The following is a 24,219-nucleotide window of genomic DNA, read 5'->3' on the forward strand; positions in this document are numbered from 1 at the left end:
AGCGGCCACCCTGACAGCGGACGTCATCAATCCGCCGGAATGACCGCCGGGTCCATCCAGAACGCTTCCCACACGTGGCCGTCGGGATCGGTCAGGTCGCGGCCATACATGAAGCCGTGTTCCTGCACGGGATTGATGTCGGCCGTGCCGCCGTTCGCCGCGGCCGTATCGTTCATGGCGTCGACTGCAGCACGGTCATCGAGGGAGAGCGCCAGCATTACCTCGCTGGCGCCGGCATCCGGTATCGGCCGCGCGGTGAATGTGCGCCACTTGGCGTGGGTGAGCAGCATGACGTGGATGGTCTCGCTCCACACCATGCATGCGGCGGTGTCGTCGGTGAAGTGGGGGTTGTTGACGAAGCCGATGGCGGCGTAGAAGGCCATCGACTTCTTGAGGTCGGCGACCGGCAGGTTCACGAAGATCATCTTGGGCATGCGGGGTTTTCCGGTGGTGGAGGCGAGGAGCGACGGTGCTCGTCATCGGAGCGACGATCGGCGGGCGGCGATTTCGACACGGCGGGGCAGCCTGCTGTCGCCCCCGTGGCTGAGCCACCGCGGGGCTGCGTTCAACGATCGCGGAGGTCCGGCGTCGCCACGCCCAGTGAACGGCAATGGCCTTCGTACTCCGCCCATTGGCTGCTGGCCGATGCACGTCCGGTCACCACGCCGCCGGGGCCGAGGAATTCGACCGTGCCCATCACGATCACCAGCGCCAGCATCGGCTCGTCGCCGACGATCTTCCACCAGTCGGTGTTGCCCGGCGGTTCGTAGACGTAATCGCCGGGGCCGATCAGCTCGCCGGTGCACAGCTTGCGCGTGCCGCTGAGGTTGTACGCGTGGATCTCGCCGGTATGCCGATGCAGCGGCATCACCGTGCCCGGTTCCATGCGCAGCAGCTCGACGAAACCGCGGTCGTCGGCGAAGAAGCGCAGCGGGCTGGACGATTTGCCGGGCATGGACGAAGGCACCCAGTGCCGCGAGGCGGCGGTGCTGAAGCGGGCGGGCAAATAGTCGTGCAGGTGGGCGGAACGATTCATGGCGTGTCCTCAGGCGGCGATGGCGGCGAGATAGCGTGCGAACGAGGCATCGACCGCCGCGCGGCCGCCGCCGATGATGTTGCGGCCCCAGGTGAAGCCGTAGACGTCCACGAAGTCGCAGCCGGCCAGGCGCGAGCGCATGCGGTGCACGTCGGCCGCCGGCATCGGCATGAAGTTGGGGTAGCTGTGCATGAACGAGACGTGGCGGCGGTCGCTGGCGACGTGCGGCGCGTCGCCGGAGAACAGCGCGCCGCCGGGTCGCGGCCCGTTCTTCCAGTGCAGCACGGTGCTGCCGGGGAAGTGGCCGCCGCTGTTGATCAGGGTCACCGCGTCGGACAGGCGGTAGACCTCGCCGCGCCAGAACTGCACGTTGGGCGAGGGCCGGCGTACCCAGTCGCGATCCGCCTCGTGCAGCAGGATCGGCACGTTGCCGAGCGCCTCGCTCCACTCCAGCATCGAGGCGTAGAAATGCGGATGCGAGATCGCGATCAGGTCCACGCCGCCGCGCGCCTGCAGCGCGGCAACCGCCTCGTCGGTGACCAGGCTCAGGCACTCCCACAGGATGTTGCCCGCGTCGGTGGGCAGGTACAGCGCGCGCAGGTTGATCGCGAAATCCGGAGCCAGGCCGATGCCGAGCACGCCGGCTTCGTCCTGCATGCGCAGTGTGTGGGTGGCTTTCAGCGCCTGGTGGGTCGTCCACGTCTGGCCGTGCGCGCCGACGTACTGGCGCTCGTCCTCGCAGACGGCGCAATGCCCAGGAGTGTTCGGGTACTGGGTGCCGCAGGTTTCGCAGATGGCTTTCGTCATGGTCTGGTCTCGCTTGGGGCGGGCGGTGCCCGTACGGTGCAGACTCTAGGCATAATCTGGACCCTTGGTTGATCCATTCGGGAGAGATTCGATGGAACCAGTTTTCTCGTTCCCGGTGCTGCTGCCGCGCGGCGTCGGCTCGCTTACACAGGCGCTGCACCAGCAGTTGCGCGCGGCGATCCTCGATGGCCGCCTGCCGCCACACGCTGCGCTGCCCGCCACGCGCAAAGTGGCCGAGGCGCTGGGCGTGGCGCGCAATACGGTGGTCGCCGCCTACGACCTGCTGATTGCCGAGGGCTATGTGGTGCCGCGCCAGGGCGCCCGGCCGCAGGTCGCCGAATTCGCGCGGCGCCGGTCGAAGCCGGCGCGCGCGGGCGTGGACGCATCACGTTTTGCGCCGGCGTGGCGCACGCCGTTCCTGCAGCCGTCGCCGGCGCGCAGCCTGCCCGAGCGCAATTTCCGTCTCGGCATTCCCGATCATCGCCATTTCCCGCACGAGGTCTGGCGCCGGCTGATGGCGCAGACGCTGCGCAGGAGCGCGCGCGAATCGTTCGCCTATGCGCCGTCGCAAGGCATCCCCGCCTTGCGCGAGGCGATCGCGCAGCACGTGGCGTTTGCCCGCGCGGTGGCCTGCAGCGCCGACGACGTGATCGTCACCTCCGGCGCGCAGCAGGCGTTCGACCTGATCGCCCGCCTGCTGGTCACGCCGGGACAGACGAAGGTGGCGGTGGAGGAGCCGGGCTACCCGCCGGTGCGCGCCGCGTTCGCCGCGGCCGGCGCGCGGCTGGTGCCGTTGCCGGTGGATGACGAAGGCCTGTGCGTCGAGCGCCTGCCCGAGGACGTGCGCATCATCAGCGTCACCCCGTCGCACCAGTCGCCCACCGGCGTGGCGATGTCGCTGCGTCGCCGCGCGGCCTTGCTCGACTTCGCGCGCCGCCATCACGCCGTCATCGTCGAAGACGATTACGACGGCGAGTTCCGTTTCGGCGGCCGCCCGCTGGATGCCCTGCAGACGCTGGATCGCGACGCGCAGGTGTTCTACGTCGGCACCTTCTCCAAGAGCATGTTCCCCTCGCTGCGCAAGGGCTTTGTGGTGGCGCCGGCGTGGGCGCGCAGCGGGCTGGTCACGGTCAAGCACTGCGTCGACTCGCATTGCGACGGCATCACCCAGGCCGCGCTGGCCGCCTTCATCCGTGACGGCCACCTGGCGCGGCACGTGCGCCACATGCGGCCGATCTACGCCGCGCGGCGCGAGGCTTTGCTCGACGGCCTGCAGCGCGGGCTCGGTGAATGGCTGCAGCCGATCCCCTCCGAAGCGGGTCTGCATCTGGCCGCGCGTCTGCGCGACCCGGCGCAGGCGTCGAAGCTCATGCCGGTGGTGTTGCGTGCCGCCGCCGGGGCGGAAGCCACCGCCGAGTACGCGATGACACGCAACATCGAGCCGGCGGTGACCTTCGGCTACGGCGTGATCGACGCGGCGGACATTTCTGCGGCGCTGGCCGGCCTGCGCCGGTCGTTGCGAAAGCTCTAGGGCGTCACGCGGTCACGCCCGGAGCGGGAAGGTCCGGAGCCTGCCCGCCGCGACTGAGTTCGCCGCGCCAGCGCGGCAACGCGTCGGGATAATGGGCCTGGATGAAGGCGATCAGGCCTTCGCGCACCAGGCAGCGCAAGTCCCAGCCACGACCGGAATCCGAGGTGCTGACCAGGGCGCGCAGCTGCATGGCGTGTTCGTCGGTGTCGGTCACCTGCAGGATGCAGACGCGGCGATCCCACAGTTCCGACTGGTCGCACAGCCGCGCCAGTTCCTCGCGCAGCGGCGCCAGCGGCGTGCGGTAGTCGAGCTTGAGATACACCGTGCCGATCAGCTGCGCGCTCTGCCGGGTCCAGTTCTGGAACGGGTTCTCGATGAACCAGTTCAGCGGCACCACCAGCCGCCGCTCGTCCCAGATGCGCACCACCACGTAGGTGCCGGTGATCTCCTCGATGCGGCCCCATTCGCCTTCGATGATCACCACGTCGTCGAGCCGGATCGGCTGGGTCAGGGCGATCTGCAGGCCGGCGATCAGGTTGCTCAGCACCGGTTTGGCGGCCAGGCCGATCGCCAGGCCCGCCACGCCGGCCGAGGCGAGCAGGCTGGTGCCGAGCTGGCGCACGCCGGGAATGGTCATCAGGATGATCGCGGCGCCAAGGATGATCACGATGACGTCGGCGGTGCGCCCGAGCACGCGTACCTGGGTCACCACGCGGCGCGCCTGCAGGTTGTCGGCCACGTCCATCGGATGATTGCGTATCGCGGCATCCTCGAACGCGCCGATGCAACGCACCACCAGCCAGGTACATGCGCCCAGCAGGGCGATCAGCGAAAGATGCTGCAGCAGGGCGAACAGCGGCGAGGCGCTGGCCGGCCAGCTGCGCAGGCAGATCGCGAAGGCCAGCAGGGGCAACACCCACTCCATCGGGCCGCTGGCGCGGCGCAGGATGTCCGACAGCACCGGTTGCCGTGTCGCCACGCGATCCAGCGCGGCGTAGGCCGCGACGCGAACGAGCAGGGCAAGCACCAGGCCGGCCGCCAGCGCCAGTCCAAGCCGCGCCCACGGACCAGCCGTCCAGGTCGAGAGGAAATCGCCAAGCATGGTGGTCAGCTTGCCGCCTTCGATGTGGAAGAAATGTCGGCTGGCGGCTGCGGATGGCACATGCGCAAAGAAGAAGGGCACCGTGAGGTGCCCTTCGTTCGTCGCCGGATGGCGAGTCGTCCAACTGGCGTGATCAGCTGGCGTGGAACGCCTGCTTGATGTCCCGCATCTGGTCATGGCCGCTGCGGACGGAGGTATAGACGTCGGCGATCACGGACAGCGTATGGGGCGAGATCTCGTCGTCCTTCATCGCGTCCTCGAATTTCGCCTTGATGTGATCCTCGCCGCGTTCGACCTCGTCGACCACTGCCTTGTTGTCGGCCTTGGTGAGGCTGGTGCGCAGGTTGACGAACATCCGGTGGGCCGAGGCCAGCACGGTGCCGTCATCCTCGGGCTTGCCGCCCAGCGAACGCACGCAGTTCTGCAGGGCCGACGCCGCGGTGCGGCGCTCGCCGGAGCGCGCGCGGAACAGCGAGACCAGCGGTTCGCTTTTCGCATCCTTGGCCGCTTCGGCGTAACCGTCGGCGCTGTCCAGGGTGGTTTCGATCAGGCTGTTGAGGGTCTTGATGTCGTGTTCGTTGTTCATGAGTTCTCCTTGCGGATTCCGATGTGGACCGTGGTGGCAGGGGAATCGCCGTGGACAAGTACACGGGAGGGCAGGTGACGGAAGCGCCACGGCTTTGTTCAGACCCGTGGCTTGCGTTCATCTTGATGGCGCGTTGTTGCACGGGTGGGCGCGCGTTGGAGAGGGGCGCGCATCGGCTGCTTGACTCTCGACCTTGATCCATGGTCTAGACTTGTCCGCATGAATACCAAAGCTCCCTCCCTGACCATCGGTGCTGTCGCCAGGCGCGTCGGCGTGGCGATCGACACGATCCGTTATTACGAGCGCGAAGGCCTGCTGCCCGAACCCGAACGGCGCGCTTCCGGCTATCGCAGTTACGGCGAGGGCGCGGTGACGCAGCTGCGCTTCATCCGCCGCGCCAAGGATCTCGGCTTCACGCTGGAGGAGATCCGCGAATTGCTGGCGCTCTCGGTGGATCGCCAGCGCGGGGTGAAGGCGGTGAAGCGGCGGGCGGAAAAGCGGCTGGCGGCCATCGAGCAGCGCATCGTCGAACTGCAGCGCGTGCGCGATGGACTGGCGCAACTGGTGGCCTCGTGCCCCGGACACGGCAAGCCGGAACAGTGTCCGATCCTGCGCGCGCTGAGCGACGACGAGGTGGCAGCATGAACGCGCAGGCGTGCTGCCACGGCAGCGACAACACGCCTTCGACGGCGACCGACCCGGTCTGCGGCATGACGGTTGATCCGGCCACGTCGAGGCATCAGTCCGTGCACGACGGGCAGACCTTCCATTTCTGCTGCGGCGGCTGCAAGGCGAAGTTCGAGGCGGAGCCGGCGCGCTATCTGGTCGCGACTGCCACGCACGAGCATGACCACGCCGCGCACGGTGATGCGCATGGCGCACACCTGGTGAAGGACCCGGTCTGCGACATGAGTGTGGACCCGCACACCGCGCAGCACCGCGCCGAACACGACGGTCGCCCGTACCACTTCTGCTCCGCACGCTGCCGCGAGAAGTTCATGGCTGATCCGGCCGCGTACCTGGGCGAACGCCAGCCCGCGCCGGCCGCGCCAGCCGGCACGGTCTACACCTGCCCGATGCATCCGGAAGTGCAGCAGGTCGGCCCCGGCCATTGCCCGAAGTGCGGCATGGCGCTGGAGCCGATGATGCCCTCGCTGGACGAGGATGATGGCGGCGAACTGCGGGCGATGACGCGGCGTTTCTGGTGGCTGGTGGCGCTGACTTTGCCGGTGTTTGCGCTGGCGATGGGGCCGCATCTGTTCGGCTGGCATCTGCCCGCGCCGTGGGATGGCGTGGCTGGCTGGGTCGAGGCGGTGCTGGCCAGCGTCGTGGTGCTGTGGGGCGGCGCGCCGTTCTTCGGGCGTGGCTGGCGCTCGCTCGGACTCTCCCTTCCGTCACTGCCGGATCGCGCCGGAGGCGGCTTGGCCGAGGCGCAAGGAAGAACGAGGGAGCGTATGTCGATACGCGACCGAGCGATGACGCAGCGCCACGGTCAAGCCGTCCCGGCCCACAGGGTTGCAAAGCAACGCGGTTCGGCAGTGACGGAAGGGAGAGTCCGCAGGCCATGGTCGCCGAACATGTATACGTTGATCGCGCTGGGCACCGGCGTGGCGTGGCTGTACAGCGCGGTGGCGTTCCTGCTGCCGGGCATTTTTCCGGACGGTTTCCGCGACATGCATGGCCGCGTCGCGGTGTACTTCGAATCGGCGGCGGTGATCGTCACCCTGGTCACGCTGGGCGATTTCCTGGAACTGCGCGCGCGGCGGCGCACCGGGGCGGCGCTCAAGGCGTTGCTGGGGCTGGCGCCGAAGACCGCGCGGCGGATCGCCGCCGATGGCAGCGAGGCCGACGTGCCGCTGGAGCAAGTGCAGGCCGGCGACGTGCTGCGCGTGCGTCCCGGCGAGAAGGTGCCGGTCGATGGCGTGGTGATCGACGGCCAGAGCCACGTCGACGAGTCGATGCTCACCGGCGAACCGATGCCGGTGGTCAAGGCGAAGGATGATGCGGTCACCGGCGGCACCGTGAACCAGGATGGCGCGCTGACCATGCGCGCGCAGAAAGTCGGCGGCGAAACCCTGCTGGCGCAGATCGTGGCGCTGGTGGCGGCCGCGCAGCGCAGCCGCGCGCCGTTGCAGCGCGTGGCCGACAAGGTCGCCGCGTGGTTCGTGCCGGCGGTGGTCGTGGCGGCCGTGCTGGCCTTCGCCGTGTGGGCGATGACGGGGCCGGAACCGCGCCTGGCGCATGCACTGATCGCGGCCGTGTCGGTGCTGATCATCGCCTGTCCCTGCGCGCTGGGCCTGGCCACGCCGATCTCGATCATGGTCGCCAGCGGGCGCGGCGCGCAGCACGGCGTGCTGTTCAAGGACGCCGGCGCGATCGAATCCCTGCGTGACATCGACACCCTGGTGGTGGACAAGACCGGCACGCTGACCGAGGGCAAGCCGGCACTGACCGAACTGGTGGTCCTCGGCAACCAGCCACGCGAACACTTGCTGGCGTTGGCCGCCGCGCTGGAGCGGCCGAGCGAGCATCCGCTGGCCCGCGCGATCGTCACTGCCGCCGATGCCGAAGGCGTGCCGTTACTGGCGGCCACGGAATTCCGCTCGCTGACCGGCAGCGGCGTCAGCGCGACGGTGGATGGCAGCACGGTGGCGCTGGGCAATGCCAGGCTGATGGCCGAGTCGCTTGCCGCCATCAGCGACGATGCCAACGCTCGCGCGGAACAACTGCGTCAACACGGCGCCACGGTGATGTTCCTCGCCGTCGACGGCACCCTCGCCGCGCTGCTGGCGGTGGCCGACCGCATCAAGCCCGACACGCCCGCGGCCATCCAGGCACTGCACGCGGCCGGCCTGCGCATCGTGATGCTCACCGGCGACAACGCCACCACCGCGCAGTCGGTGGCGCGCACGCTGGGCATCGACGAGGTGCATGCGGACGTCTCGCCGGCCGACAAGGCCGCCGTGGTGAACCGGCTCAAGGCCGAAGGCCGCCGCGTGGCGATGGCCGGCGACGGCATCAACGACGCGCCGGCGCTGGCCGCGTCCGACGTCGGCATCGCGATGGGCGGCGGCACCGACGTGGCGATGGAGAGCGCCTCGGTGACCCTGGTCAGGGGTGAGCTGGGCGCGATCGTGCGTGCGCGCAAGCTGTCGCAGGCCACCGTGGGCAACATCCACCAGAACCTGTTCTTCGCCTTCGTCTACAACGCCGTCGGCGTGCCGCTGGCAGCCGGCGTGCTGTATCCGTGGTTCGGCATCACGCTGTCGCCGATGATCGCGGCGCTGGCGATGAGCCTCAGCTCGGTGTCGGTGGTCAGCAATGCCTTGCGGCTGCGGCGCGCACCGCTGTGAGGCCTGCGTCGTGACGATTGTCACCGGCGATGCTTGACGGTGGCGACTGTGGCCGGTGGCGGTGCCCGTTCGATCATGCTCCCGCACCACGGTGGTGCCGGAGAGCATCCATGAACGTCATTCCCGAAACCCGCGGCACGCTCGACAGATACCTGCCCCTGCTGCTCGGCCTGATGGCTGCGCTGTTTGTGGGCAGGGCGCTGAGGAAGACCCTGTGGAGCGCGTTCGCCCTGTACATGGCCTTGCACTACAGCGGCATTCGTCCGTTTGGCTGAGCGTTGCCCTAGACTTCGTGCCTACCGTTCGCGCACCGGCGCGAACGCTGCCACTCCCCAGCACAAAGTCACCGCATGAGCCGCACACTCGCCGAATGGCTGGCGTACCAGGAACGCGTCAACGTCCACAGCATCGAGCTGGGCCTCGAACGGGTCCGCGAGGTGTGGCAGCGGATGGGCGCACCGGCGCCGGCGCGACAGGTGATCACCGTCGCCGGCACCAATGGCAAGGGTTCCACGGTGGCCTTGCTGGAGGCGATGCTGCGCGCTGCGGGCCGCCGCGTGGGGGCATTCACCTCGCCACACCTGCTGGCCTACAACGAGCGCGTGCGCATCGACGGGGCGGATGCCGATGATGCGGTGCTGATCGCCTCGTTCGAGCGCATCGAGGCCGCGCGGGGCAGCATCCCGCTGACCTATTTCGAGTTCGGCACGCTGGCCGCGCTGGACCTGTTCGCGCGGGCCGGGCTCGACGTGGCCGTGCTGGAAGTGGGGCTGGGCGGACGGCTGGATGCGGTCAACATCATCGACGCCGACGCGGCGATCATCACCACGATCGACCTGGACCACATGGACTGGCTCGGCCCGGATCGCGACAGCATCGGCCGCGAGAAGGCCGGCATCGCGCGGGCCGGGCGCCCGGCGATCGTGGGCGAGCTGGACCCGCCAGCGGGTCTGCTCGCCGCACTGGAAGCCTGCGGCGCCCGGGTCGAGCGGGCCGGCATCGATTTCAGCGTCGAGCGCCATGCGGACGGCTGGCGCTGGCGCCACCGCGACGGCAGTGCGATGGAACTGCCCGATCCGGCCCTGTCCGCACCGGTGCAGTACGCGAACGCGGCGGCGGCGATTGCCGCGCTGCACGCGCTGGGCGACGAGAGGCTGACGCCCAGCGCGTTCTTCGCCGCGATCAGCGTGGGCCTGCACGAGGTGCGTGTGCCGGCGCGACTGCAGCTGATCAGCGGCGAGGTTCCGATCATGGTGGATGTCGGGCACAACCCGCAGGCCGCCCGCGCCCTGGCCGAATGGCTGGACGCGCGACCGTCGAGCACAGTGCGTGCCGTCTACGGCGCGCTCGCCGACAAGGATGCCGCGGGGGTGATCGCGGCGCTCGGCGACCGTGTCGATCACTGGCACCTGGCCGGACTGGACCAGGACAGTCCGCGCGGCATGAGCGTCGACGCGCTGGGCACCATCCTGCGACAGACCCTGCCGCAGGCCTCGTGCACGACGCACCCCAACGTGGCGGCGGCGTTGCAGGCGGCGCGTGCCGCCGCGAAAGCGGGCGACTGCATCCTCGCGTTCGGCTCGTTTTTCGTGGCCACGGCGGTGCTGGCTGAACACGCGGCCATGGCGGGCATCGTCGACGCCGGATGACCGTTGCCCGCGGCAGGTATAATCGCCGCGTTGTGCACTGCCTTTGCCGTCCTGGAGCGATAACTTGAAAACACGCCTGCTGGGAGCCGCCGTCCTGATTGCCTTGGCGGTTCTGTTCGTGCCGATGTTCTTTTCCAGTACGCCGCCAGCCCCCGGTGGCGACCAGGCCGTCAGCTTGGCGATTCCACCGGCACCCGATCGCGACCTGCAGACCCGCACCATGAGCCTTGCGCCTGACGCCGCCAGTGCCTCGGGCACGGTCGCGCCACCCGCCGAAACGGTGACGCCCGGATCGGGCGACCGGCTGGCCACGGTGAATATCGGCTCCAGTCGTCCGCGCGATGTGGAGACCGATCCGCAGGCCGGCCAGGCGCCGCCGCCGACCACGGTGACGATCGGTTCGGGCGCGTCGCCCAGCCAGCCGGTGATTCCGCAGCGTAACAATCCGGTGACGACGACCCCGCCGGCGGCGAGCAAGCCGCCCGCCTCCGTCGAACCGGCCAAGCCGGTGGCGGCCACCCCGAAGCCCGCGCCGACACCTGCCGCGGTCGGTCGTGGCAACTACACGCTCAACCTCAGCGCCTACGCCAGCGCCGCCGGCGCGGCCAGCCTCGAACGCCGCGTGCGCGCCTTGGGCTATCCGGTCAGCGGCCAGGCGATCACCCAGGCCGGCAAGCCGCGCACCCTGGTCACCGCCGGACCGTTCGAGACGCGTGCCGCGGCCGAGGCGGCCCGGCTGAAGATCACCCAGTCGATCCCCGGCGTGCCGGCGCGGCTGGAACAGGACGCCAGTCGCGACAGCGCTCCGGCCAGCGCACCCGTGGCCCGCGAGTCCGCCAGGGCCGGCGGCTGGGCGGTCCAGCTGGCGGCGGTCAGCGCCCAGGCCGACGCGATCGCACTGCGCGACAAGCTGCGTGCGAACGGTTTCGACAGCTTCGTCGATTCGGTGCAGGCCAGCGGCAAGCAGTTGTGGCGCGTGCGTGCCGGTCCGCAGACCCAGCGCGCCGACGCGCAGCGCCTGCACGACCAGATCAAGGCGAAGCTGGGCATCGACGGCAACGTCGTCCCGGTGCCCTGAGTTCAGCGGCAAGCTGGCGAACCCATGAACTGGACCGACTACATCATCCTTGGCGTGCTGGCCCTGTCCGTTCTGGTCGGTCTTTGGCGCGGGCTGGTTTCCGAGGTGCTGGCGCTGGTGATCTGGATCGCCGCGTTCTGGGTGGCGTGGAGTTTCGGCCCGGCGGTGGCCCGACATTTCGAGCACGTGATCGAGCTGCCTTCGGCGCGGATCATCGTGGGTTACGGCCTGTGCTTCGTCGCCGTGCTGATTCTGGGTGCGCTGCTGCGCTTCGTGATCAGCCGGCTGGTCGAAAGCACCGGACTGTCCGGTACCGACCGCCTGCTCGGCATGCTGTTCGGCCTGGTGCGTGGCGTGCTGCTGGTGACCCTGCTGGTGTTCCTGATCGGCTTCACCGCATTCACCCGCGACCCGTGGTGGCAGCAGTCCGTGCTGCTGCCGCAGTTCCAGCACGTGGCCGCATGGCTGGGCCAGCAGGTGCCGCCCGGCGTGCGCGACTACATCCATCCGCCAACCGTGCTCGATCGCCTGTCCGGCTTGCCCGCGACCCTGCCAGCCTCCATATCCGGCGCGTCACCCGCCCCGGCGGCGACCTCCATCCATCCGGCATCGCCGGCCGCAGCCAGCTCGGCCGCGCCGCCCCGGAATTTCTGAACACATCTCCCGAAGCAGGCAACAACCATGTGCGGAATCATCGGCATTGTCGGTACCACCGAAGTGGCATCGGCACTTTATGACGGACTGACGGTACTGCAGCACCGCGGCCAGGACGCTGCCGGCATCGCCACCGTGGATGGCTCGCGGCTGCGCCTGCACAAGGGCAACGGCCTGGTCCGCGACGTGTTCGGGCAGAGCGCGATGGCGGGCCTGCGCGGGCGCATCGGCATCGGTCACTGCCGTTACCCCACTGCCGGCTCGGAAGGTTCGTCCGAGGCGCAGCCGTTCTACGTGAATTCGCCCTACGGCATCGCGTTTGCCCACAACGGCAACCTGGTCAACACCGACGCGCTGCGCCGCGAGATGTTCGAGGGCGATCGCCGCCACATCAACACCGAATCCGACTCCGAGGTGCTGCTGAACGTGCTGGCGCACGAGCTGCAGATCCAGGATCGCATGGCGTTGACGCCGGACCACATCTTCAAGGCGGTGGCCGGCGTGCATGCGCGGGCCCGCGGCGGTTATGCCTGCATCGCGCTGCTGCTGGGCTACGGCCTGATCGCGTTCCGCGACCCCAACGGCATCCGCCCGCTGGTGCTGGGCGAGCGGGTCACCGGGGAAGGCCGTGAGTACGCGGTGGCCTCGGAGTCGGTGGCCCTGGACATCCTGGGCTTCAGGCGCATTCGCGACGTGGCGCCGGGCGAGGCGGTGATCATCACCGACGACGGCCAGTTGCACAGTCGCCGCTGCGCCGAGGGCGCGACGCATACGCCGTGCATCTTCGAATACGTGTACCTGGCGCGGCCCGACTCGATGATCGAGGACGTCTCGGTGTACAAGGCGCGCCTGCGCATGGGCGAGAAGCTGGCCGAGAAGATCCTGCGCCTGCGCCCGGATCACGGCATCGACGCGGTGATCCCGATTCCCGACACCGCGCGCACCGCGGCCAGCGCGCTGGCCGGCGCGCTCGGCGTGCCGTTCCGCGAGGGCTTCGTCAAGAACCGCTACATCGGCCGCACCTTCATCATGCCGGGGCAGGGCGAGCGGGTGAAATCGGTGCGCCGCAAGCTCAACGCGATCGACCTGGAGTTCCGCAAGAAGAACGTGCTGCTGGTGGATGACTCGATCGTGCGTGGCACGACCTCGAAGCAGATCATCCAGATGGCCCGCGACGCCGGCGCCAAGAACGTCTATTTCGCCTCCGCCGCGCCGCCGGTGCGTTACCCGAACGTCTACGGCATCGACATGCCGTCCACCTCGGAGCTGGTCGCCGCCGGACACACGGAGCAGGAAGTGGAGCGGGTGCTGGGCGCCGACTGGCTGATCTACCAGGACCTGAAGGACCTGATCTGGGCGGTGCAGGACGGCAACGAGAACCTGCAGCAGTTCGACACCTCCTGCTTCTCTGGCGAGTACGTCACCGGCCTCGACCAGCGTTACCTGGAGCAGATCGAGATGCTGCGCTCGGACGACGCCAAGGCGGCACGGCGCGTCGTCTGAATCCGTGCCTCGTGACTGATCTCCACGCTGCTGCCAGGCGCTGCCTCGACGCCACCGACCCGGCCGAGAAGCTGCGCCTGACCCACGAGACCTGGCAAGCCTTTCTCGCCGGCGAGTTGCGTGCCGATCCCGACTCGCCGCCACCGGAGCCGATCGGCGCGCCCGGCCGCCCGGCGAAGCCGCAACTGGTCAATGCACGCCAGGTGCCGCAGCGCGGGCTGGGCAGCGCCGAAGGGCGGGCCGCGCTGGTGCATGCGGTGGCGCACATCGAGTTCAACGCGATCAACCTGGCTTGGGACGCGGTCTACCGCTATCGCGGCAAGCCCGCCGACTATTACCGCGACTGGGCCAGTTGCGCCCATGACGAGGCCCGGCACTTCGCCATGCTTGCGGCACGGCTGGCCGAGCTGGGCCATGCCTACGGCGACTTCGACGCGCACGACGGCCTGTGGGCGATGGCCGAGAAGACCGCCGCGCACGATACCGCCCGGATGGCGCTGGTGCCCCGCGTACTGGAGGCGCGCGGACTGGACGTCACGCCCGGCATGATCGAGCGCCTGCGCAAGCTGGGCGACGAGCGCACCGCGGCGATTCTGGAAGTGATCCTGCGCGAGGAAGTGGCCCACGTCGCCGCCGGCACCCGCTGGTACCGGCACTGCTGCGAGCGCGACGGCGTCGATCCGATCGACACCTTTTTCGTCCTGCTGCGCGACTACATGGGTGCGACCCTGCGCGGCCCGTTCAACCGGCCGGCTCGGCTGGAGGCGGGCTTCCTGGAAGAGGAACTGGATCGCCTGGCGGCGCTGTCGCCGGTGCCGGGCTGACCGGGCCGGCGGAGAGGCAAATAAAAAAACCGGCCTGGGGCCGGCGGCGAGGCCAAATAAAAAAGCCGGCCTGAGGCCGGCGGCGAGGCCAAATAAAAAAGCCGGCCTGAGGCCGGCTTTTTCATCGAATTTTGGTCGGGGTGACAGGATTCGAACCTGCGACTTCTACGTCCCGAACGTAGCGCTCTACCAGGCTGAGCTACACCCCGTGGGAAGCCGCGTATCTTAATCGCGGATCGGGAGCTTGGCAACAGGTTTGCGCGATCGGCCTGGCCACGACGCTGGGGAAGGCTGCTGGCGTTCTGTTAATCTTGACGGCTGCCGTCGCGCGGCCCCGCGCGACGGAATGTCCACCCTGTCAGTAGAGGATTCCATGGCGCTTACCCCGGCCCGCACCATGCCCGGCGTGCTCGAGCTGCTGCCGCTCGACCAGATCGCATTCCAGCGCATGCTCGACGTGATCCGCCGCAATTACGAGCGTTTCGGCTTCCTGGCCATCGAAACCCCGGTCATCGAGTTCTCCGACGTGCTGCTGACCAAGACCGGCGGCGAGACCGAGCGCCAGGTCTATTTCGTGCAGTCCACCGGCGCGCTCAACGCGGCCGGCAAGGTCGACGAAGGCATGCCGGAGCTGGCGCTGCGCTTCGACCTCACCGTGCCGTTGGCGCGTTACGTGGCCGAGCACGAGCGCGACCTGAGCTTCCCGTTCCGTCGCTACCAGATGCAGAAGGTGTACCGCGGCGAGCGGGCCCAGCGCGGGCGCTTCCGCGAGTTCTACCAGTGCGACATCGACGTGATCGGCAAGGACGCGCTGTCGGTGCGCTATGACGCCGAGATTCCAGCGGTGATCCACAGCGTGTTCCGCGAGCTGGACATCGGCCCGTTCACCATCCACATGAACAACCGCAAGCTGATGCGCGGCTACTTCGAAAGCCTGGGCGTGCTCGACGCCGAGCAGCAGATGTTGGTGCTGCGCGAGGTGGACAAGCTGGACAAGCGCGGCGCCGACTACGTGCGCGACACGCTGACCGGCGCCGCCTTCGGCCTCGACGCCGAGGTGACGGCGAAGATCCTCGCCTTCGTGCAGGTGCGCTCCACCTCGCTGCAGGACGCGCTGGACAAGCTCGATGCGCTGGGCCCCGGCCCGGAGGCGATGGAGCAGGGCCGCGCCGAGCTGAAGGAGGTGCTGAACCTGATCCATGCGTTCGGCGTGCCCGAAAGCGCGTACGCGCTGAACCTGTCGATCGCCCGCGGCCTCGACTACTACACCGGCACGGTCTACGAAACGACATTGAACGATCACCCGCAGATCGGCTCGATCTGTTCCGGCGGTCGCTACGAGAACCTGGCCGGCCAGTACACCAAGTCGCACCTGCCCGGCGTGGGCATCTCGATCGGCCTGACCCGGTTGTACTGGCAGCTGCGCGACGCCGGCCTGATCGACACGGCCAAGAGCACGGTCGACGTGCTGGTGACCCAGATGGACGAAGCGCAGCTGCCCGCCTACCTGGCGCTGGCCGGCGAACTGCGCGGCGCCGGCATCGCCACCGAGGTGGTGCTGGAAGGAGGCAAGCTGGGCAAGCAGTTCAAGTACGCCGACCGCGCCGGCATCCGCTTCGTGATCGTGCTGGGCGAAGACGAAATCGCCAAGGGCGTGGTCACGGTCAAGGACCTGCGCCGCGAGGACCAGTTTGAAGTGGCGCGCAGCGAGCTGATCAAGACGCTGCGCGTGGAGCTGGAGCAGGCCGCGGCGATGGGCTGATGGCGCGGATGGTCTGAGGCAGGGCGTCGCCTCTCACCTCCCTCATTGCCACGAAGACGGGAGGCGCTTCACGACAGCGAAGCTGGCAGTCCGACTTCACGTCGCGGCAAATTCACAATGGATTTCCGCCTTCGCGGGAATGGCGCAACAAATGCGGAGCATTTTTCAGTGAGCAAGACGATTCTTCTCGACGGCAGCAGCCTGACGCGTGCGCAGCTGGTGGCGGTGGCGCGGCAGGGGGCGTCGGTGGCGCTGGATCAGGCGCAACTCGCACGCGTGCAGCGCGCCGCGGATTTCCTCGCCGAAAAGGTCAGCTGCGGGGAGCCGACCTACGGCGTCACCACCGGCTTCGGCAGCAACGCCGACAAGCTGCTGGGCGCGCACCGCGTGCGCGACGAGCTGCCGGTCAGCCACGCCGGCGCGCCGGAGGGCACGCTGATGGAGGAACTGCAGCACAACCTGATCATCACCCACGCGGTTTGCGTGGGTAAGCCCTTTGGCGAGGACGTGGTGCGGGCGATGTTGCTGATCCGCATCAACACCTTGATGCGCGGGCACTCGGGCATCCGCGTCAGCACGCTCGAAGCGTTGACCGCGATGCTCAATGCCGGCGTGGTGCCGGTGGTGCCGGAGAAGGGTTCGGTGGGCGCCAGCGGCGACCTGGCGCCGCTGTCGCATCTGGCGATCGTGCTGCTGGGCGGCGGCGAGGCGTTCCATCGCGGCGAGCGGATGAGCGGTGGCGAGGCGCTGAAGCGCGCCGGACTCCAGCCGATCCGCCTGTCGTTCAAGGAAGGCCTGGCGCTGAACAACGGCACCGCGCAGATGCTGGCCACCGGCGCGCTGGCGCTGGACACGCTGGAGGCCTTGCTGGATACGGCCGACGTGGCGGCGGCGATGACACTCGACGCGTTCGCCGGCCGCAGCGGCGCGCTGCGCCCCGAAGTGCACGCCCTGCGCCCGCATCCGGGGCAGGTGGACGTGGCGGCGCGCGTGCGCGAGCGGCTGGCCGGCTCGACCCTGCTCGACATTCCGTATCACCTGGTGCCGCGCTTCAAGTCGTGGACTGCCGAGGCGTGGAGCGAACCGGACGACCAGGCGCTCAGCTTCGACATCGGCTGGGACTGGGTGCCGGCCAACCAGCGCCACGGTCGCGAGGCGTTCTACAGCCGCTTCCTGCCGTTCAAGGGCGGCAAGAAACACCAGCCACAGGATGCCTACAGCCTGCGCTGCATGCCGCAGGTGCATGGCGCGGTGCGCGATGCGTGGGCGCAGGCGTGCCGGGTGTTCGACATCGAACTGAACTCGGTCACCGACAATCCGCTGATCTTCCCCGACAACGACGATGCGCAGTTCATCGAGGAGCAGGTGATCTCGGCCGGCCACTTCCACGGCATGCCGCTGGCGCTGGCGATGAGCTACGTGAAGGCGGCGATCCCGGTGCTGGCGTCGATCTCCGAGCGCCGGCTCAACAAGCTGGTCGACCCGGCCACGAATGATGGCTTGCCGGCCTTCCTCACCGGCAACGAGGATGGCACCGATTCCGGTTTCATGATCGTGCAGTACACCGCGGCGGCGCTGGTCAACGACCTGGCCACCCGGGCGCATCCGGCCAGCGTGTACTCGGTGCCGACCAGCGCGAATGCCGAGGACCACGTCTCGATGGGCGCCAACGAGGCGCGCCACGTGCTGGAGATGATGGAAGACCTCGGCCACGTGCTGGCGCTGGAGCTGTACACCGCGGCACAGGCGCTGGACTACCGCCAGGAGATGCTCAACGCGGCGCGCCGGCTGGCCACGCGCGGGGGCTGGCAGGCGCTGGCGGCGAAAATCGCCAACGCGCCACGCGAAGACCAGCCGCATCATCCGCAGTTCGTCGCCGAGGTGCAGCAACTGGCCGCGGCACTGGCCGGTGCGGGCGATTTCCACGCCGGCGCCAGCGTGCGCGAAGCCCATGCGACGTTGCGCGGGCAGATCGGCTTCATGCATCGCGACCGCGCGATGGACGGCGACATTCGTGCGGTCTGCGCACTCGTGCGGGATGGCGCGTTCCGCGCCGGCCACTGATTCGACTTTCCAGGAAATACATCTCATGAGCCTGATCCAGACCCCGGTGTCCTACGGCGAACTGATCGACAAGATCACCATCCTCGAAATCAAGTCGCGCCGCATCGCCGACGAGGCGAAACTGGCCAACGTGCGCAACGAGCTGGACCTGCTCAATGCCACCTGGGCCAACGATGCCGCCTCGCAAACCGATATCTCGGACGAGCGCGCCCGCCTGCTGGCGGTGAACGAGCTGCTGTGGGACATCGAGGACAGGATCCGCCTGAAGGAGCGCGCCCAGGCGTTCGACCAGGAGTTCATCGAGCTGGCGCGCGCGGTGTATTTCCGCAACGACGAACGGGCCGCGTTCAAGCGCGAGATCAATCTCAAGCTCGGCTCGCAACTGGTCGAGGAAAAGTCGTACCAGGATTACCGCGCGGTGTAATGCCTACAGAAGCCCCGTATCGCGCGCCGCAGCCTCGTAGCGTTCGACCACGTCGTCGACGCTGATCAGGTCCATCACGCCGGGCTTCTCGATCTTGCTGCCCCAGGGAAGCTCGCTGGCCGGCTTGCCCAGATACTTGTGCGCCGCCTCGTCGTATTTGTTCACGCACCAGCGGCGGTCGGAGTACGGTCCGGAGCGATCCGGATTGCTCGCGGCGTGCAGGCCCAGCACCTTCGTGCCCACCGCGTTGGCCATGTGCATCGGGCCGGAGTCGGGAGTCAGCAGCAGCTGCGCCCGGCCCAGCATCGCCAGCAGCTTCTTCAGCGTGTCCTTGCCGGTGAGGTCGAGCGGCGGGCGCTGGCAGGCCGCCAGCACCCCATCGGCCATCGCCCGTTCGCCGGCGGAGGGCCCGCCGATCAGCGCCACGCGCCAGCCACGGGTGGCGGCATGATCCATGACCGCCGCGTAGCGCTCCGGCCGCCAGTTGCGCAGCGCGTGACTGGAGGTGGGACTGACCAGCAGGGTGGGCACGTCACCGGGCAGCTGTTCGGCGGCCCACGCATGCGCCTCGTCCGGGATCGGTATGTCCCAGCGCACCCGGGTCTGCTTCAGGCCGAGCGGCTCGCAGAAACTGCCGATCGCATCGAGCACGTGTTCGCCACTGCGCGCAGGGATGCGCTCGTTGATGACCAGCCCGTGCAGATCCTTCGAACGCGCGCGGTCATAGCCGACGCGGCGATCGGCGCTGATGCCCAGGCTCAGCAGGTTCGAGCGCATCGCCACCTGCATCTGCAGCAGGGCATCGAAGCGCCGTCCGCGCAGCGCCGCGTGCACCGCGCGCATGCCGGCCCAGCCGGCGGCCTTGTCGAAGGTGACGAACTCCACGCCGGGCAGGTCGCCGACCAGCTTGCGTTCGAGCTTGCCCACGATCCACGTCAGCGACGTGTCCGGCCATGCCTGCTGCAGGGTGCGCAGCAGCGGCACCACGTGGGTGACATCGCCGATGGCGGAGGTGCGCAGCAGGCAGATCGAGGCGGGTGTCGGGTTCGGGGTCATGGGGCCTGGGTTAGAATCGTGGGCATTCACCGGGCATGATGATGCAGGAACGAACCCACAACGATGCCGAAGGCGCGATTCTGTTCGACGCGACGGTGTCGTCACAAGTCGGGCAAGAATGGTTCGCCGCGGATTACTGGGGCGAGCGCGGTGCGTTGCGGACGCAGTCGGGTGGCCGCGGTGGTGTCGCGATCATCACCACGCCGATCGGCGAGTGCGTGCTGCGGCATTATCGCCGCGGTGGCCTGGTGGCGGCACTGATGGGTGATCGCTACCTGTGGACGGGCGCCGCGCGCAGCCGTCCGTTTGCGGAATTCCGCCTGCTGGCCGAGATCGCCCGACTGGAGTTGCCAGGCCCGGCCGTGGTGGCCGCGCGCTATCGCCGGCATGGTCTGTTCTACAGCGCCGACCTGATCACCCGCCGCATCGCCGACGCGCAGACCCTGGCCGAATGCCTGGCAAGCGGGCGGATGGACGGCGAACTGGCCGAAGAAGTCGGCGCGCTGGTGGCACGCTTTCACCGCGCCGGCGTCTGCCACGCCGATCTCAATGCGCACAATGTGCTGGTGACGCCGGAGCAGCTGTACCTGATCGACTTCGATCGCGGACGCATGCGCATTCCCGCCGAAAGCTGGCAACAGGCCAATCTGCAACGCCTGCGCCGTTCGCTGCTCAAGCTGGGCGCTGCTGCCGCGGGCGAAGCGGCGTTCGAGGAAACCCTCTGGCAACCCCTGCTGTATCGCTACGGGCGTACGCTCAATCCATGAACTGGCATCTGAATTTTCTCGGCGTGGGCGCGGCGCACGCGGCGGAGCTCGGCTCCTCCGCGGCGGTGCTCGAGCGCGATGGTGTGCCCCTGCTGCTGATCGATTGCGGCCCCGACACGCTGGACCGCTACATGGCGACCTACGACGCGCTGCCGTCGGCCATCTTCATCACGCACACCCACATGGATCACGTCGCCGGGCTCGAGCGACTGTTCATCAAGTTGTGGTTCGACGAACACCTGCGCGGCAACACCCGCCTCTTCCTGCATGCCGGCCTGATGCCCTGGTTGCAGGCGCGGGTGGCCGATTATCCCGGGGTGCTGGCCGAGGGCGGCGTGAACTTCTGGGAAGCCTTCCGGCTGATCCCGTGCACGCGCGGATTCTGGCTGGACGGTTTGTGGTTCGACGTGTTCGCCACCCGCCACCACGTGCCGGGAACCTCGTACGGACTCGCCCTGGATGACTGCTTCGCCTATACCGGCGACACCCGGCCGATCCCCGAAGTGCTGACGCGCCATGCCGGTGGTGCGGCACTGATCGCCCATGACTGCAGCCTGGTCGGCAACCCCTCGCACACCGGCATCGACGACATCGAACGCGAATACCCCCGGGCACTGCGCCGGCAGATGATTCTCTACCACTACGGCAGCGCTGCCGATGGTGAAGCGCTGGCCGCCCGTGGTTATCGTGTGGCTGCCACGGGCGAGCGTGTTGCGCTGGCGCCACCTTCTGCGTCTCGCGCTGATGCTGGCTGAGCGACCTGGTCGCTTGCCTGTATCCGAGCCTGCGGCTATCCTTCCGCTTCTTTGTCGGGCAACGCATGCCTGGCAGAGGCGGTTTCACCCATGCGGAGAGGTGTCCGAGTGGTTGAAGGAGCACGCCTGGAAAGTGTGTATAGGGTAAAACCTATCGCGGGTTCGAATCCCGCTCTCTCCGCCAGTGAGTGAAACCGTACGACGCAGGCTGAGGTTCGACAAATTCGTCTGGAACGAATTTGGACAGCCGCAGGCTGGCCCCTCGCGGAGCTAGGGGTGAGGTCCAGGATGGGCCGAGCAATCCCGCTCTCTCCGCCAGAATTCGAGTAGTGCGACAGCCTTGACGGGCTGGCGCAACAGCAAGACAACCAAGCGATATCGGTTGACGTCCATGGTGGCCCCGTCGGTCCCCCCGCGACGATAGTTCGCAAACTCCGCCAGGTCCGGAAGGAAGCAACGGTAGCGAATGATTCGGGTGCCGGGGTGTGGCTGGCGGGGCCGCCGCCATTTCGGGCGTGCCGTTACTGACTTGGCCGCCCCGACTTGGCACAATCGGTCTTTGCCCCAACGTTGGTAGCCATGTCCTATCAAGTACTCGCCCGCAAGTGGCGTCCGCGCAAGTTCGCCGAACTGGTCGGGCAGGAACACGTGGTGCGTGCGCTGACCAACGCGCTTGATACCGGCCGCATGCACCACGCGTACCTGTTCACCGGCACCCGCGGCGTCGGCAAGACCACCATCGCGCGCATCTTCGCCAAGTCGCTGAACTGCGAGCGCGGCCAGTCGGCCGATCCATGCGGCGAGTGCTCGGTCTGCGTGGCGGTGGACGAGGGGCGCTTCGTCGACCTGCTGGAGATCGATGCGGCCAGCAATACCGGCGTGGACGACGTGCGCGAGGTGATCGAGAACGCGCAGTACGCGCCGTCGCGCGGCCGCTTCAAGGTGTACCTGGTCGACGAGGTGCACATGCTGTCGAAGAACGCGTTCAACGCGTTGCTGAAGACGCTGGAAGAACCGCCGCCGCACGTGAAGTTCCTGCTTGCCACCACCGACCCGCAGAAGCTGCCGGTCACGGTGCTGTCGCGCTGCCTGAAGTTCAACCTGAAGCGGCTGCTGCCGGAGCAGATCTCCGGCCAGATGCGGCACATCCTGGGCGCCGAGAACATCAGCTACGACGACAGCGCGATCGGTGAGCTGGCGCGCGCCGCCGACGGTTCGCTGCGCGATGGCCTGTCCTTGTTGGATCAGGCGATTGCCTACGGCGGCGGTGCGTTGCATGCCGACGACGTGCGCACCATGCTGGGCAGCGTGGCGCGCGGACAGGTGCTGGGCGTGCTCGATGCGCTGGCCGCCGGCGATGGCGAGCGGCTGCTGGTCGAGTGCCGGCAGATCGCGTCGTATTCGCCGGATTTCGGCGGCGTGCTGGACGACATCGCCAGCGTGCTGCACCGCCTGCAACTGATTCAGCTGATCCCCGGCTATCGCCCCGACGAAGCCAGCGAGGACGACGGCGAGCTGGCGTCGCTGGCCGAACGCATCGCGCCCGAAGACGTGCAGCTGTACTACCAGATCGCCACCTCGGGCCGGCGTGATCTCGCGCTGGCACCGGATGCGCGCACCGGTTTCGAGATGGCCCTGCTGCGCATGCTGGCGTTCCGTCCCGGCGACGGCGCGCCGTCGGCGCGCGTCGAGCGACCGGCGAGCAGTCAAGCCGCCGCGCCGCGCCCGCCCGCGCCTGCGCGTGCTTCCGCGACGCCGGCACGTGCAGTGGAAGTTTCTGCTCCACCGGTAGCCGCTGCGCCCGCGCCCGCGGCAGCCGTTCCCGTGACACGCGACGCCGATGGCCTGCCCGATTGGGAATCGCTGATCGAGCGCGCCGGCCTGCGCGGCCCGTTCAGCGTGCTGGCGCAGAACGCCATCCTGCGTGAACGCGACGGCCAGACCCTGGTGCTGGCCCTGCAACCGGCACACATGAGCATGGCGGTCGAGCCGATGGTCAGCCAGATGGAGGAGCGCATCGGCAACGCGCTGGGCGAGCGCATCAAGCTGCGTTTCGTGAGCCAGAACCAGGCCGCCGCCGCGCAGACCCCCGCGGCTCGCGCCGCGCAGGCACGCAACAGCGCACAGGCCGCTGCCGAGCAGGCGATCGAGGACGATCCGCTGGTGCAGACGCTGAAGCGCGATTTCGGCGCACGCGTGGTGCCGCAATCCATCAAGCCCTTTGACAACGAATCCGGAGCCAGGTGATGAGAGGACAGATCGGTCAGCTGATGCAGCAGGCCCAGCGCATGCAGGAAGACATGAAGCGCGCGCAGGAGGAAATCGCCAAACTGGAAGTCACCGGCAGCGCCGGCGGCGGCCTGGTCAGCGTGGTGATGACCGGCGCCCACGAAGTCCGCCGCGTGCAGATCGACCGGCAGACCTTCGCCGACGATCCCGAAATGGCCGAAGACCTGGTCGCCGCCGCGATCAACGACGCGGTGAACAAGGTGGCCCAGGTCAGCAAGGATCGCCTCGGCGGCGTCACCGCCGGCATGAACCTGCCGGCCGGCTTCAAGATGCCGTTTTGAGGCTGGGAATGGGGAATCGGAACGTCAAGAGCATGAAACGCCTCGCTCCGCTTCTGCCATTCCCGATTCCCGATGCCCCATTCCCGGATATTGCATGAGCGGCTCCCCACTTCTTGCCGAACTGATCGAAGCGCTGCGCTGCCTGCCCGGGGTAGGCGGCAAGAGCGCGCAACGGATGGCCTTCCATCTGCTGGAGCGTGAGCGCGATCGCGGTCTGAAACTCGCGGCGGTGATGGAACAGGCGATGCAGCGCATCGGTCATTGCGAGCGCTGCCGCAATTTCAGCGAAGAACCCCTGTGCGCGCTGTGCGCCAGCGCCACGCGTGACCGCCAGGTACTTTGCGTGGTGGAGTCGCCGACCGATCTGGCGGCGATCGAGCAGGCCACCGGTTTTCGCGGCCAGTATTTCGTGCTGATGGGTCGCCTGTCGCCGCTCGATGGCCTGGGGCCGGAAGAGCTGGGCCTGCTGCAGCTGAGCCAGCGCCTGGGCGAGGGCGAGGTCGAGGAGCTGATCATCGCCACCAACCCCACCGTGGAAGGCGAAGCCACGGCGCATTACCTGGCCCAGCTGGCCCGCGCCGGCGGCGTGCGGCCGACCCGGCTGGCGCATGGCGTGCCGCTGGGCGGCGAACTGGAATACGTCGACCGCAGCACGCTGGCACACGCCTTCGGCGGTCGCCAGCTGCTGGACTGAAGCC

General features: G+C 68.4%; 23 protein-coding genes, 2 tRNA genes and 1 other RNA gene. 19 read left to right on the forward strand and 7 right to left on the reverse strand.

Features of this window, described 5'->3' with window-relative positions:
• Nucleotides 1–26: 26 nt before the first annotated feature.
• The 3 genes from UU7_RS02695 to UU7_RS02705 all read right to left on the reverse strand — a co-directional run bounded on the left by UU7_RS02695 (nucleotide 27) and on the right by UU7_RS02705 (nucleotide 1,843).
• Nucleotides 27–434, reverse strand: a complete 408-nt coding sequence (locus UU7_RS02695; protein WP_007805130.1) for a VOC family protein — start codon at nucleotides 432–434, stop codon at nucleotides 27–29.
• A 131-nt stretch (nucleotides 435–565) separates the two neighbouring features.
• Nucleotides 566–1,036 (reverse strand): cupin domain-containing protein, encoded by a 471-nt coding sequence (locus UU7_RS02700; RefSeq protein ID WP_007805131.1) that lies wholly within the window; start codon nucleotides 1,034–1,036, stop codon nucleotides 566–568.
• A gap of 9 nt (nucleotides 1,037–1,045) precedes the next feature.
• The gene (locus tag UU7_RS02705; protein WP_007805132.1) at nucleotides 1,046–1,843 is read right to left on the reverse strand and encodes an MBL fold metallo-hydrolase; all 798 of its coding nucleotides are present in this window, start codon (nucleotides 1,841–1,843) and stop codon (nucleotides 1,046–1,048) included.
• Between the two features lie 91 nt (nucleotides 1,844–1,934).
• On the opposite strand from UU7_RS02705, the gene pdxR reads away from it, so the two are divergent.
• On the forward strand, nucleotides 1,935–3,374 hold the full coding sequence (pdxR, locus tag UU7_RS02710) for a MocR-like pyridoxine biosynthesis transcription factor PdxR (protein WP_007805133.1): 1,440 nt from the start codon (nucleotides 1,935–1,937) through the stop codon (nucleotides 3,372–3,374).
• Between the two features lie 4 nt (nucleotides 3,375–3,378).
• On the opposite strand, the gene UU7_RS02715 is transcribed toward pdxR, so the two are convergent.
• On the reverse strand, nucleotides 3,379–4,557 hold the full coding sequence (locus UU7_RS02715) for a mechanosensitive ion channel family protein (protein WP_007805134.1): 1,179 nt from the start codon (nucleotides 4,555–4,557) through the stop codon (nucleotides 3,379–3,381).
• Between the two features lie 52 nt (nucleotides 4,558–4,609).
• The gene (locus UU7_RS02720; protein WP_007805135.1) at nucleotides 4,610–5,062 is read right to left on the reverse strand and encodes a PA2169 family four-helix-bundle protein; all 453 of its coding nucleotides are present in this window, start codon (nucleotides 5,060–5,062) and stop codon (nucleotides 4,610–4,612) included.
• A 219-nt stretch (nucleotides 5,063–5,281) separates the two neighbouring features.
• Between UU7_RS02720 and UU7_RS02725 the strand changes: the two genes are divergently transcribed.
• The 8 genes from UU7_RS02725 to UU7_RS02755 all read left to right on the forward strand — a co-directional run bounded on the left by UU7_RS02725 (nucleotide 5,282) and on the right by UU7_RS02755 (nucleotide 14,123).
• Nucleotides 5,282–5,707: a heavy metal-responsive transcriptional regulator gene (locus UU7_RS02725; protein WP_007805136.1), complete on the forward strand. Its 426-nt coding sequence runs from the start codon at nucleotides 5,282–5,284 to the stop codon at nucleotides 5,705–5,707.
• Nucleotides 5,704–8,415: a heavy metal translocating P-type ATPase gene (locus tag UU7_RS02730; protein WP_007805137.1), complete on the forward strand. Its 2,712-nt coding sequence runs from the start codon at nucleotides 5,704–5,706 to the stop codon at nucleotides 8,413–8,415. Before UU7_RS02725 ends, UU7_RS02730 begins: the two co-directional genes overlap by 4 nt.
• Before the next feature lie 110 nt (nucleotides 8,416–8,525).
• A complete protein-coding gene (locus UU7_RS18825; protein WP_193385045.1) occupies nucleotides 8,526–8,690 on the forward strand; it encodes a hypothetical protein in 165 nt (54 codons plus the stop codon).
• Nucleotides 8,691–8,765: 75 nt separating this feature from the next.
• The gene (gene folC / locus UU7_RS02735; protein ID WP_007805138.1) at nucleotides 8,766–10,064 is read left to right on the forward strand and encodes a bifunctional tetrahydrofolate synthase/dihydrofolate synthase; all 1,299 of its coding nucleotides are present in this window, start codon (nucleotides 8,766–8,768) and stop codon (nucleotides 10,062–10,064) included.
• 64 nt (nucleotides 10,065–10,128) lie between these two features.
• Nucleotides 10,129–11,142: an SPOR domain-containing protein gene (locus UU7_RS02740; RefSeq protein WP_007805139.1), complete on the forward strand. Its 1,014-nt coding sequence runs from the start codon at nucleotides 10,129–10,131 to the stop codon at nucleotides 11,140–11,142.
• 24 nt (nucleotides 11,143–11,166) lie between these two features.
• Nucleotides 11,167–11,796, forward strand: coding sequence for a CvpA family protein (locus UU7_RS02745; RefSeq protein ID WP_007805140.1), 630 nt, complete (start codon nucleotides 11,167–11,169; stop codon nucleotides 11,794–11,796).
• A gap of 27 nt (nucleotides 11,797–11,823) precedes the next feature.
• Entirely contained in the window at nucleotides 11,824–13,299 is a 1,476-nt protein-coding gene (gene purF, locus UU7_RS02750) for an amidophosphoribosyltransferase (RefSeq protein WP_007805141.1), read from the forward strand.
• Between the two features lie 11 nt (nucleotides 13,300–13,310).
• Entirely contained in the window at nucleotides 13,311–14,123 is an 813-nt protein-coding gene (locus UU7_RS02755; RefSeq protein ID WP_007805143.1) for a ferritin-like domain-containing protein, read from the forward strand.
• 132 nt (nucleotides 14,124–14,255) lie between these two features.
• Here UU7_RS02755 and UU7_RS02760 read toward each other — a convergent pair.
• Nucleotides 14,256–14,332 (reverse strand) — tRNA-Pro (locus UU7_RS02760).
• Between the two features lie 164 nt (nucleotides 14,333–14,496).
• Here UU7_RS02760 and hisS point away from each other — a divergent pair.
• The 3 genes from hisS to UU7_RS02775 all read left to right on the forward strand — a co-directional run bounded on the left by hisS (nucleotide 14,497) and on the right by UU7_RS02775 (nucleotide 18,373).
• Entirely contained in the window at nucleotides 14,497–15,885 is a 1,389-nt protein-coding gene (gene hisS / locus UU7_RS02765; protein WP_007805145.1) for a histidine--tRNA ligase, read from the forward strand.
• Nucleotides 15,886–16,002: 117 nt separating this feature from the next.
• On the forward strand, nucleotides 16,003–17,949 hold the full coding sequence (locus UU7_RS02770) for an HAL/PAL/TAL family ammonia-lyase (protein WP_050981406.1): 1,947 nt from the start codon (nucleotides 16,003–16,005) through the stop codon (nucleotides 17,947–17,949).
• Between the two features lie 25 nt (nucleotides 17,950–17,974).
• Nucleotides 17,975–18,373 (forward strand): DUF6165 family protein, encoded by a 399-nt coding sequence (locus UU7_RS02775; protein ID WP_007805148.1) that lies wholly within the window; start codon nucleotides 17,975–17,977, stop codon nucleotides 18,371–18,373.
• A 3-nt stretch (nucleotides 18,374–18,376) separates the two neighbouring features.
• Here UU7_RS02775 and UU7_RS02780 read toward each other — a convergent pair whose 3' ends face one another.
• A complete protein-coding gene (locus UU7_RS02780; RefSeq protein WP_007805150.1) occupies nucleotides 18,377–19,429 on the reverse strand; it encodes a glycosyltransferase family 9 protein in 1,053 nt (350 codons plus the stop codon).
• Nucleotides 19,430–19,464: 35 nt separating this feature from the next.
• Here UU7_RS02780 and UU7_RS02785 point away from each other — a divergent pair, with 35 nt between their 5' ends.
• The 7 genes from UU7_RS02785 (at nucleotide 19,465) to recR (ending at nucleotide 24,215) form a co-directional block, all read left to right on the forward strand.
• Nucleotides 19,465–20,196 (forward strand): 3-deoxy-D-manno-octulosonic acid kinase, encoded by a 732-nt coding sequence (locus UU7_RS02785; protein WP_007805152.1) that lies wholly within the window; start codon nucleotides 19,465–19,467, stop codon nucleotides 20,194–20,196.
• Nucleotides 20,193–20,951, forward strand: coding sequence for an MBL fold metallo-hydrolase (locus UU7_RS02790; protein WP_007805154.1), 759 nt, complete (start codon nucleotides 20,193–20,195; stop codon nucleotides 20,949–20,951). Before UU7_RS02785 ends, UU7_RS02790 begins: the two co-directional genes overlap by 4 nt.
• A 94-nt stretch (nucleotides 20,952–21,045) precedes the next feature.
• Nucleotides 21,046–21,135, forward strand: a tRNA-Ser gene (locus tag UU7_RS02795).
• A 217-nt stretch (nucleotides 21,136–21,352) separates the two neighbouring features.
• Nucleotides 21,353–21,449, forward strand: an RNA gene (ffs, locus tag UU7_RS17550) — signal recognition particle sRNA small type.
• Between the two features lie 81 nt (nucleotides 21,450–21,530).
• The gene (dnaX, locus tag UU7_RS02800) at nucleotides 21,531–23,198 is read left to right on the forward strand and encodes a DNA polymerase III subunit gamma/tau (protein WP_007805156.1); all 1,668 of its coding nucleotides are present in this window, start codon (nucleotides 21,531–21,533) and stop codon (nucleotides 23,196–23,198) included.
• On the forward strand, nucleotides 23,198–23,521 hold the full coding sequence (locus UU7_RS02805) for a YbaB/EbfC family nucleoid-associated protein (protein WP_040672683.1): 324 nt from the start codon (nucleotides 23,198–23,200) through the stop codon (nucleotides 23,519–23,521). Before dnaX ends, UU7_RS02805 begins: the two co-directional genes overlap by 1 nt.
• Nucleotides 23,522–23,615: 94 nt before the next feature.
• Entirely contained in the window at nucleotides 23,616–24,215 is a 600-nt protein-coding gene (gene recR / locus UU7_RS02810) for a recombination mediator RecR (RefSeq protein WP_007805160.1), read from the forward strand.
• Nucleotides 24,216–24,219: the final 4 nt, after the last annotated feature.

It is taken from the genome of Rhodanobacter spathiphylli B39, from assembly GCF_000264295.1.
GTDB classification, from domain to species: domain Bacteria; phylum Pseudomonadota; class Gammaproteobacteria; order Xanthomonadales; family Rhodanobacteraceae; genus Rhodanobacter; species Rhodanobacter spathiphylli.

Coding starts and splice junctions, on each gene's coding strand:
- UU7_RS02695 (WP_007805130.1), bottom strand. CDS start 434: ATGCCCAAGATGATCTTCGTGAACCTGCCGGTCGCCGACCTCAAGAAG.
- UU7_RS02700 (WP_007805131.1), bottom strand. CDS start 1,036: ATGAATCGTTCCGCCCACCTGCACGACTATTTGCCCGCCCGCTTCAGC.
- UU7_RS02705 (WP_007805132.1), bottom strand. CDS start 1,843: ATGACGAAAGCCATCTGCGAAACCTGCGGCACCCAGTACCCGAACACT.
- pdxR (WP_007805133.1), top strand. CDS start 1,935: ATGGAACCAGTTTTCTCGTTCCCGGTGCTGCTGCCGCGCGGCGTCGGC.
- UU7_RS02720 (WP_007805135.1), bottom strand. CDS start 5,062: ATGAACAACGAACACGACATCAAGACCCTCAACAGCCTGATCGAAACC.
- UU7_RS02725 (WP_007805136.1), top strand. CDS start 5,282: ATGAATACCAAAGCTCCCTCCCTGACCATCGGTGCTGTCGCCAGGCGC.
- UU7_RS02730 (WP_007805137.1), top strand. CDS start 5,704: ATGAACGCGCAGGCGTGCTGCCACGGCAGCGACAACACGCCTTCGACG.
- UU7_RS18825 (WP_193385045.1), top strand. CDS start 8,526: ATGAACGTCATTCCCGAAACCCGCGGCACGCTCGACAGATACCTGCCC.
- folC (WP_007805138.1), top strand. CDS start 8,766: ATGAGCCGCACACTCGCCGAATGGCTGGCGTACCAGGAACGCGTCAAC.
- UU7_RS02745 (WP_007805140.1), top strand. CDS start 11,167: ATGAACTGGACCGACTACATCATCCTTGGCGTGCTGGCCCTGTCCGTT.
- purF (WP_007805141.1), top strand. CDS start 11,824: ATGTGCGGAATCATCGGCATTGTCGGTACCACCGAAGTGGCATCGGCA.
- hisS (WP_007805145.1), top strand. CDS start 14,497: ATGGCGCTTACCCCGGCCCGCACCATGCCCGGCGTGCTCGAGCTGCTG.
- UU7_RS02770 (WP_050981406.1), top strand. CDS start 16,003: ATGGATTTCCGCCTTCGCGGGAATGGCGCAACAAATGCGGAGCATTTT.
- UU7_RS02775 (WP_007805148.1), top strand. CDS start 17,975: ATGAGCCTGATCCAGACCCCGGTGTCCTACGGCGAACTGATCGACAAG.
- UU7_RS02780 (WP_007805150.1), bottom strand. CDS start 19,429: ATGACCCCGAACCCGACACCCGCCTCGATCTGCCTGCTGCGCACCTCC.
- UU7_RS02785 (WP_007805152.1), top strand. CDS start 19,465: ATGATGATGCAGGAACGAACCCACAACGATGCCGAAGGCGCGATTCTG.
- UU7_RS02790 (WP_007805154.1), top strand. CDS start 20,193: ATGAACTGGCATCTGAATTTTCTCGGCGTGGGCGCGGCGCACGCGGCG.
- dnaX (WP_007805156.1), top strand. CDS start 21,531: ATGTCCTATCAAGTACTCGCCCGCAAGTGGCGTCCGCGCAAGTTCGCC.
- UU7_RS02805 (WP_040672683.1), top strand. CDS start 23,198: ATGAGAGGACAGATCGGTCAGCTGATGCAGCAGGCCCAGCGCATGCAG.
- recR (WP_007805160.1), top strand. CDS start 23,616: ATGAGCGGCTCCCCACTTCTTGCCGAACTGATCGAAGCGCTGCGCTGC.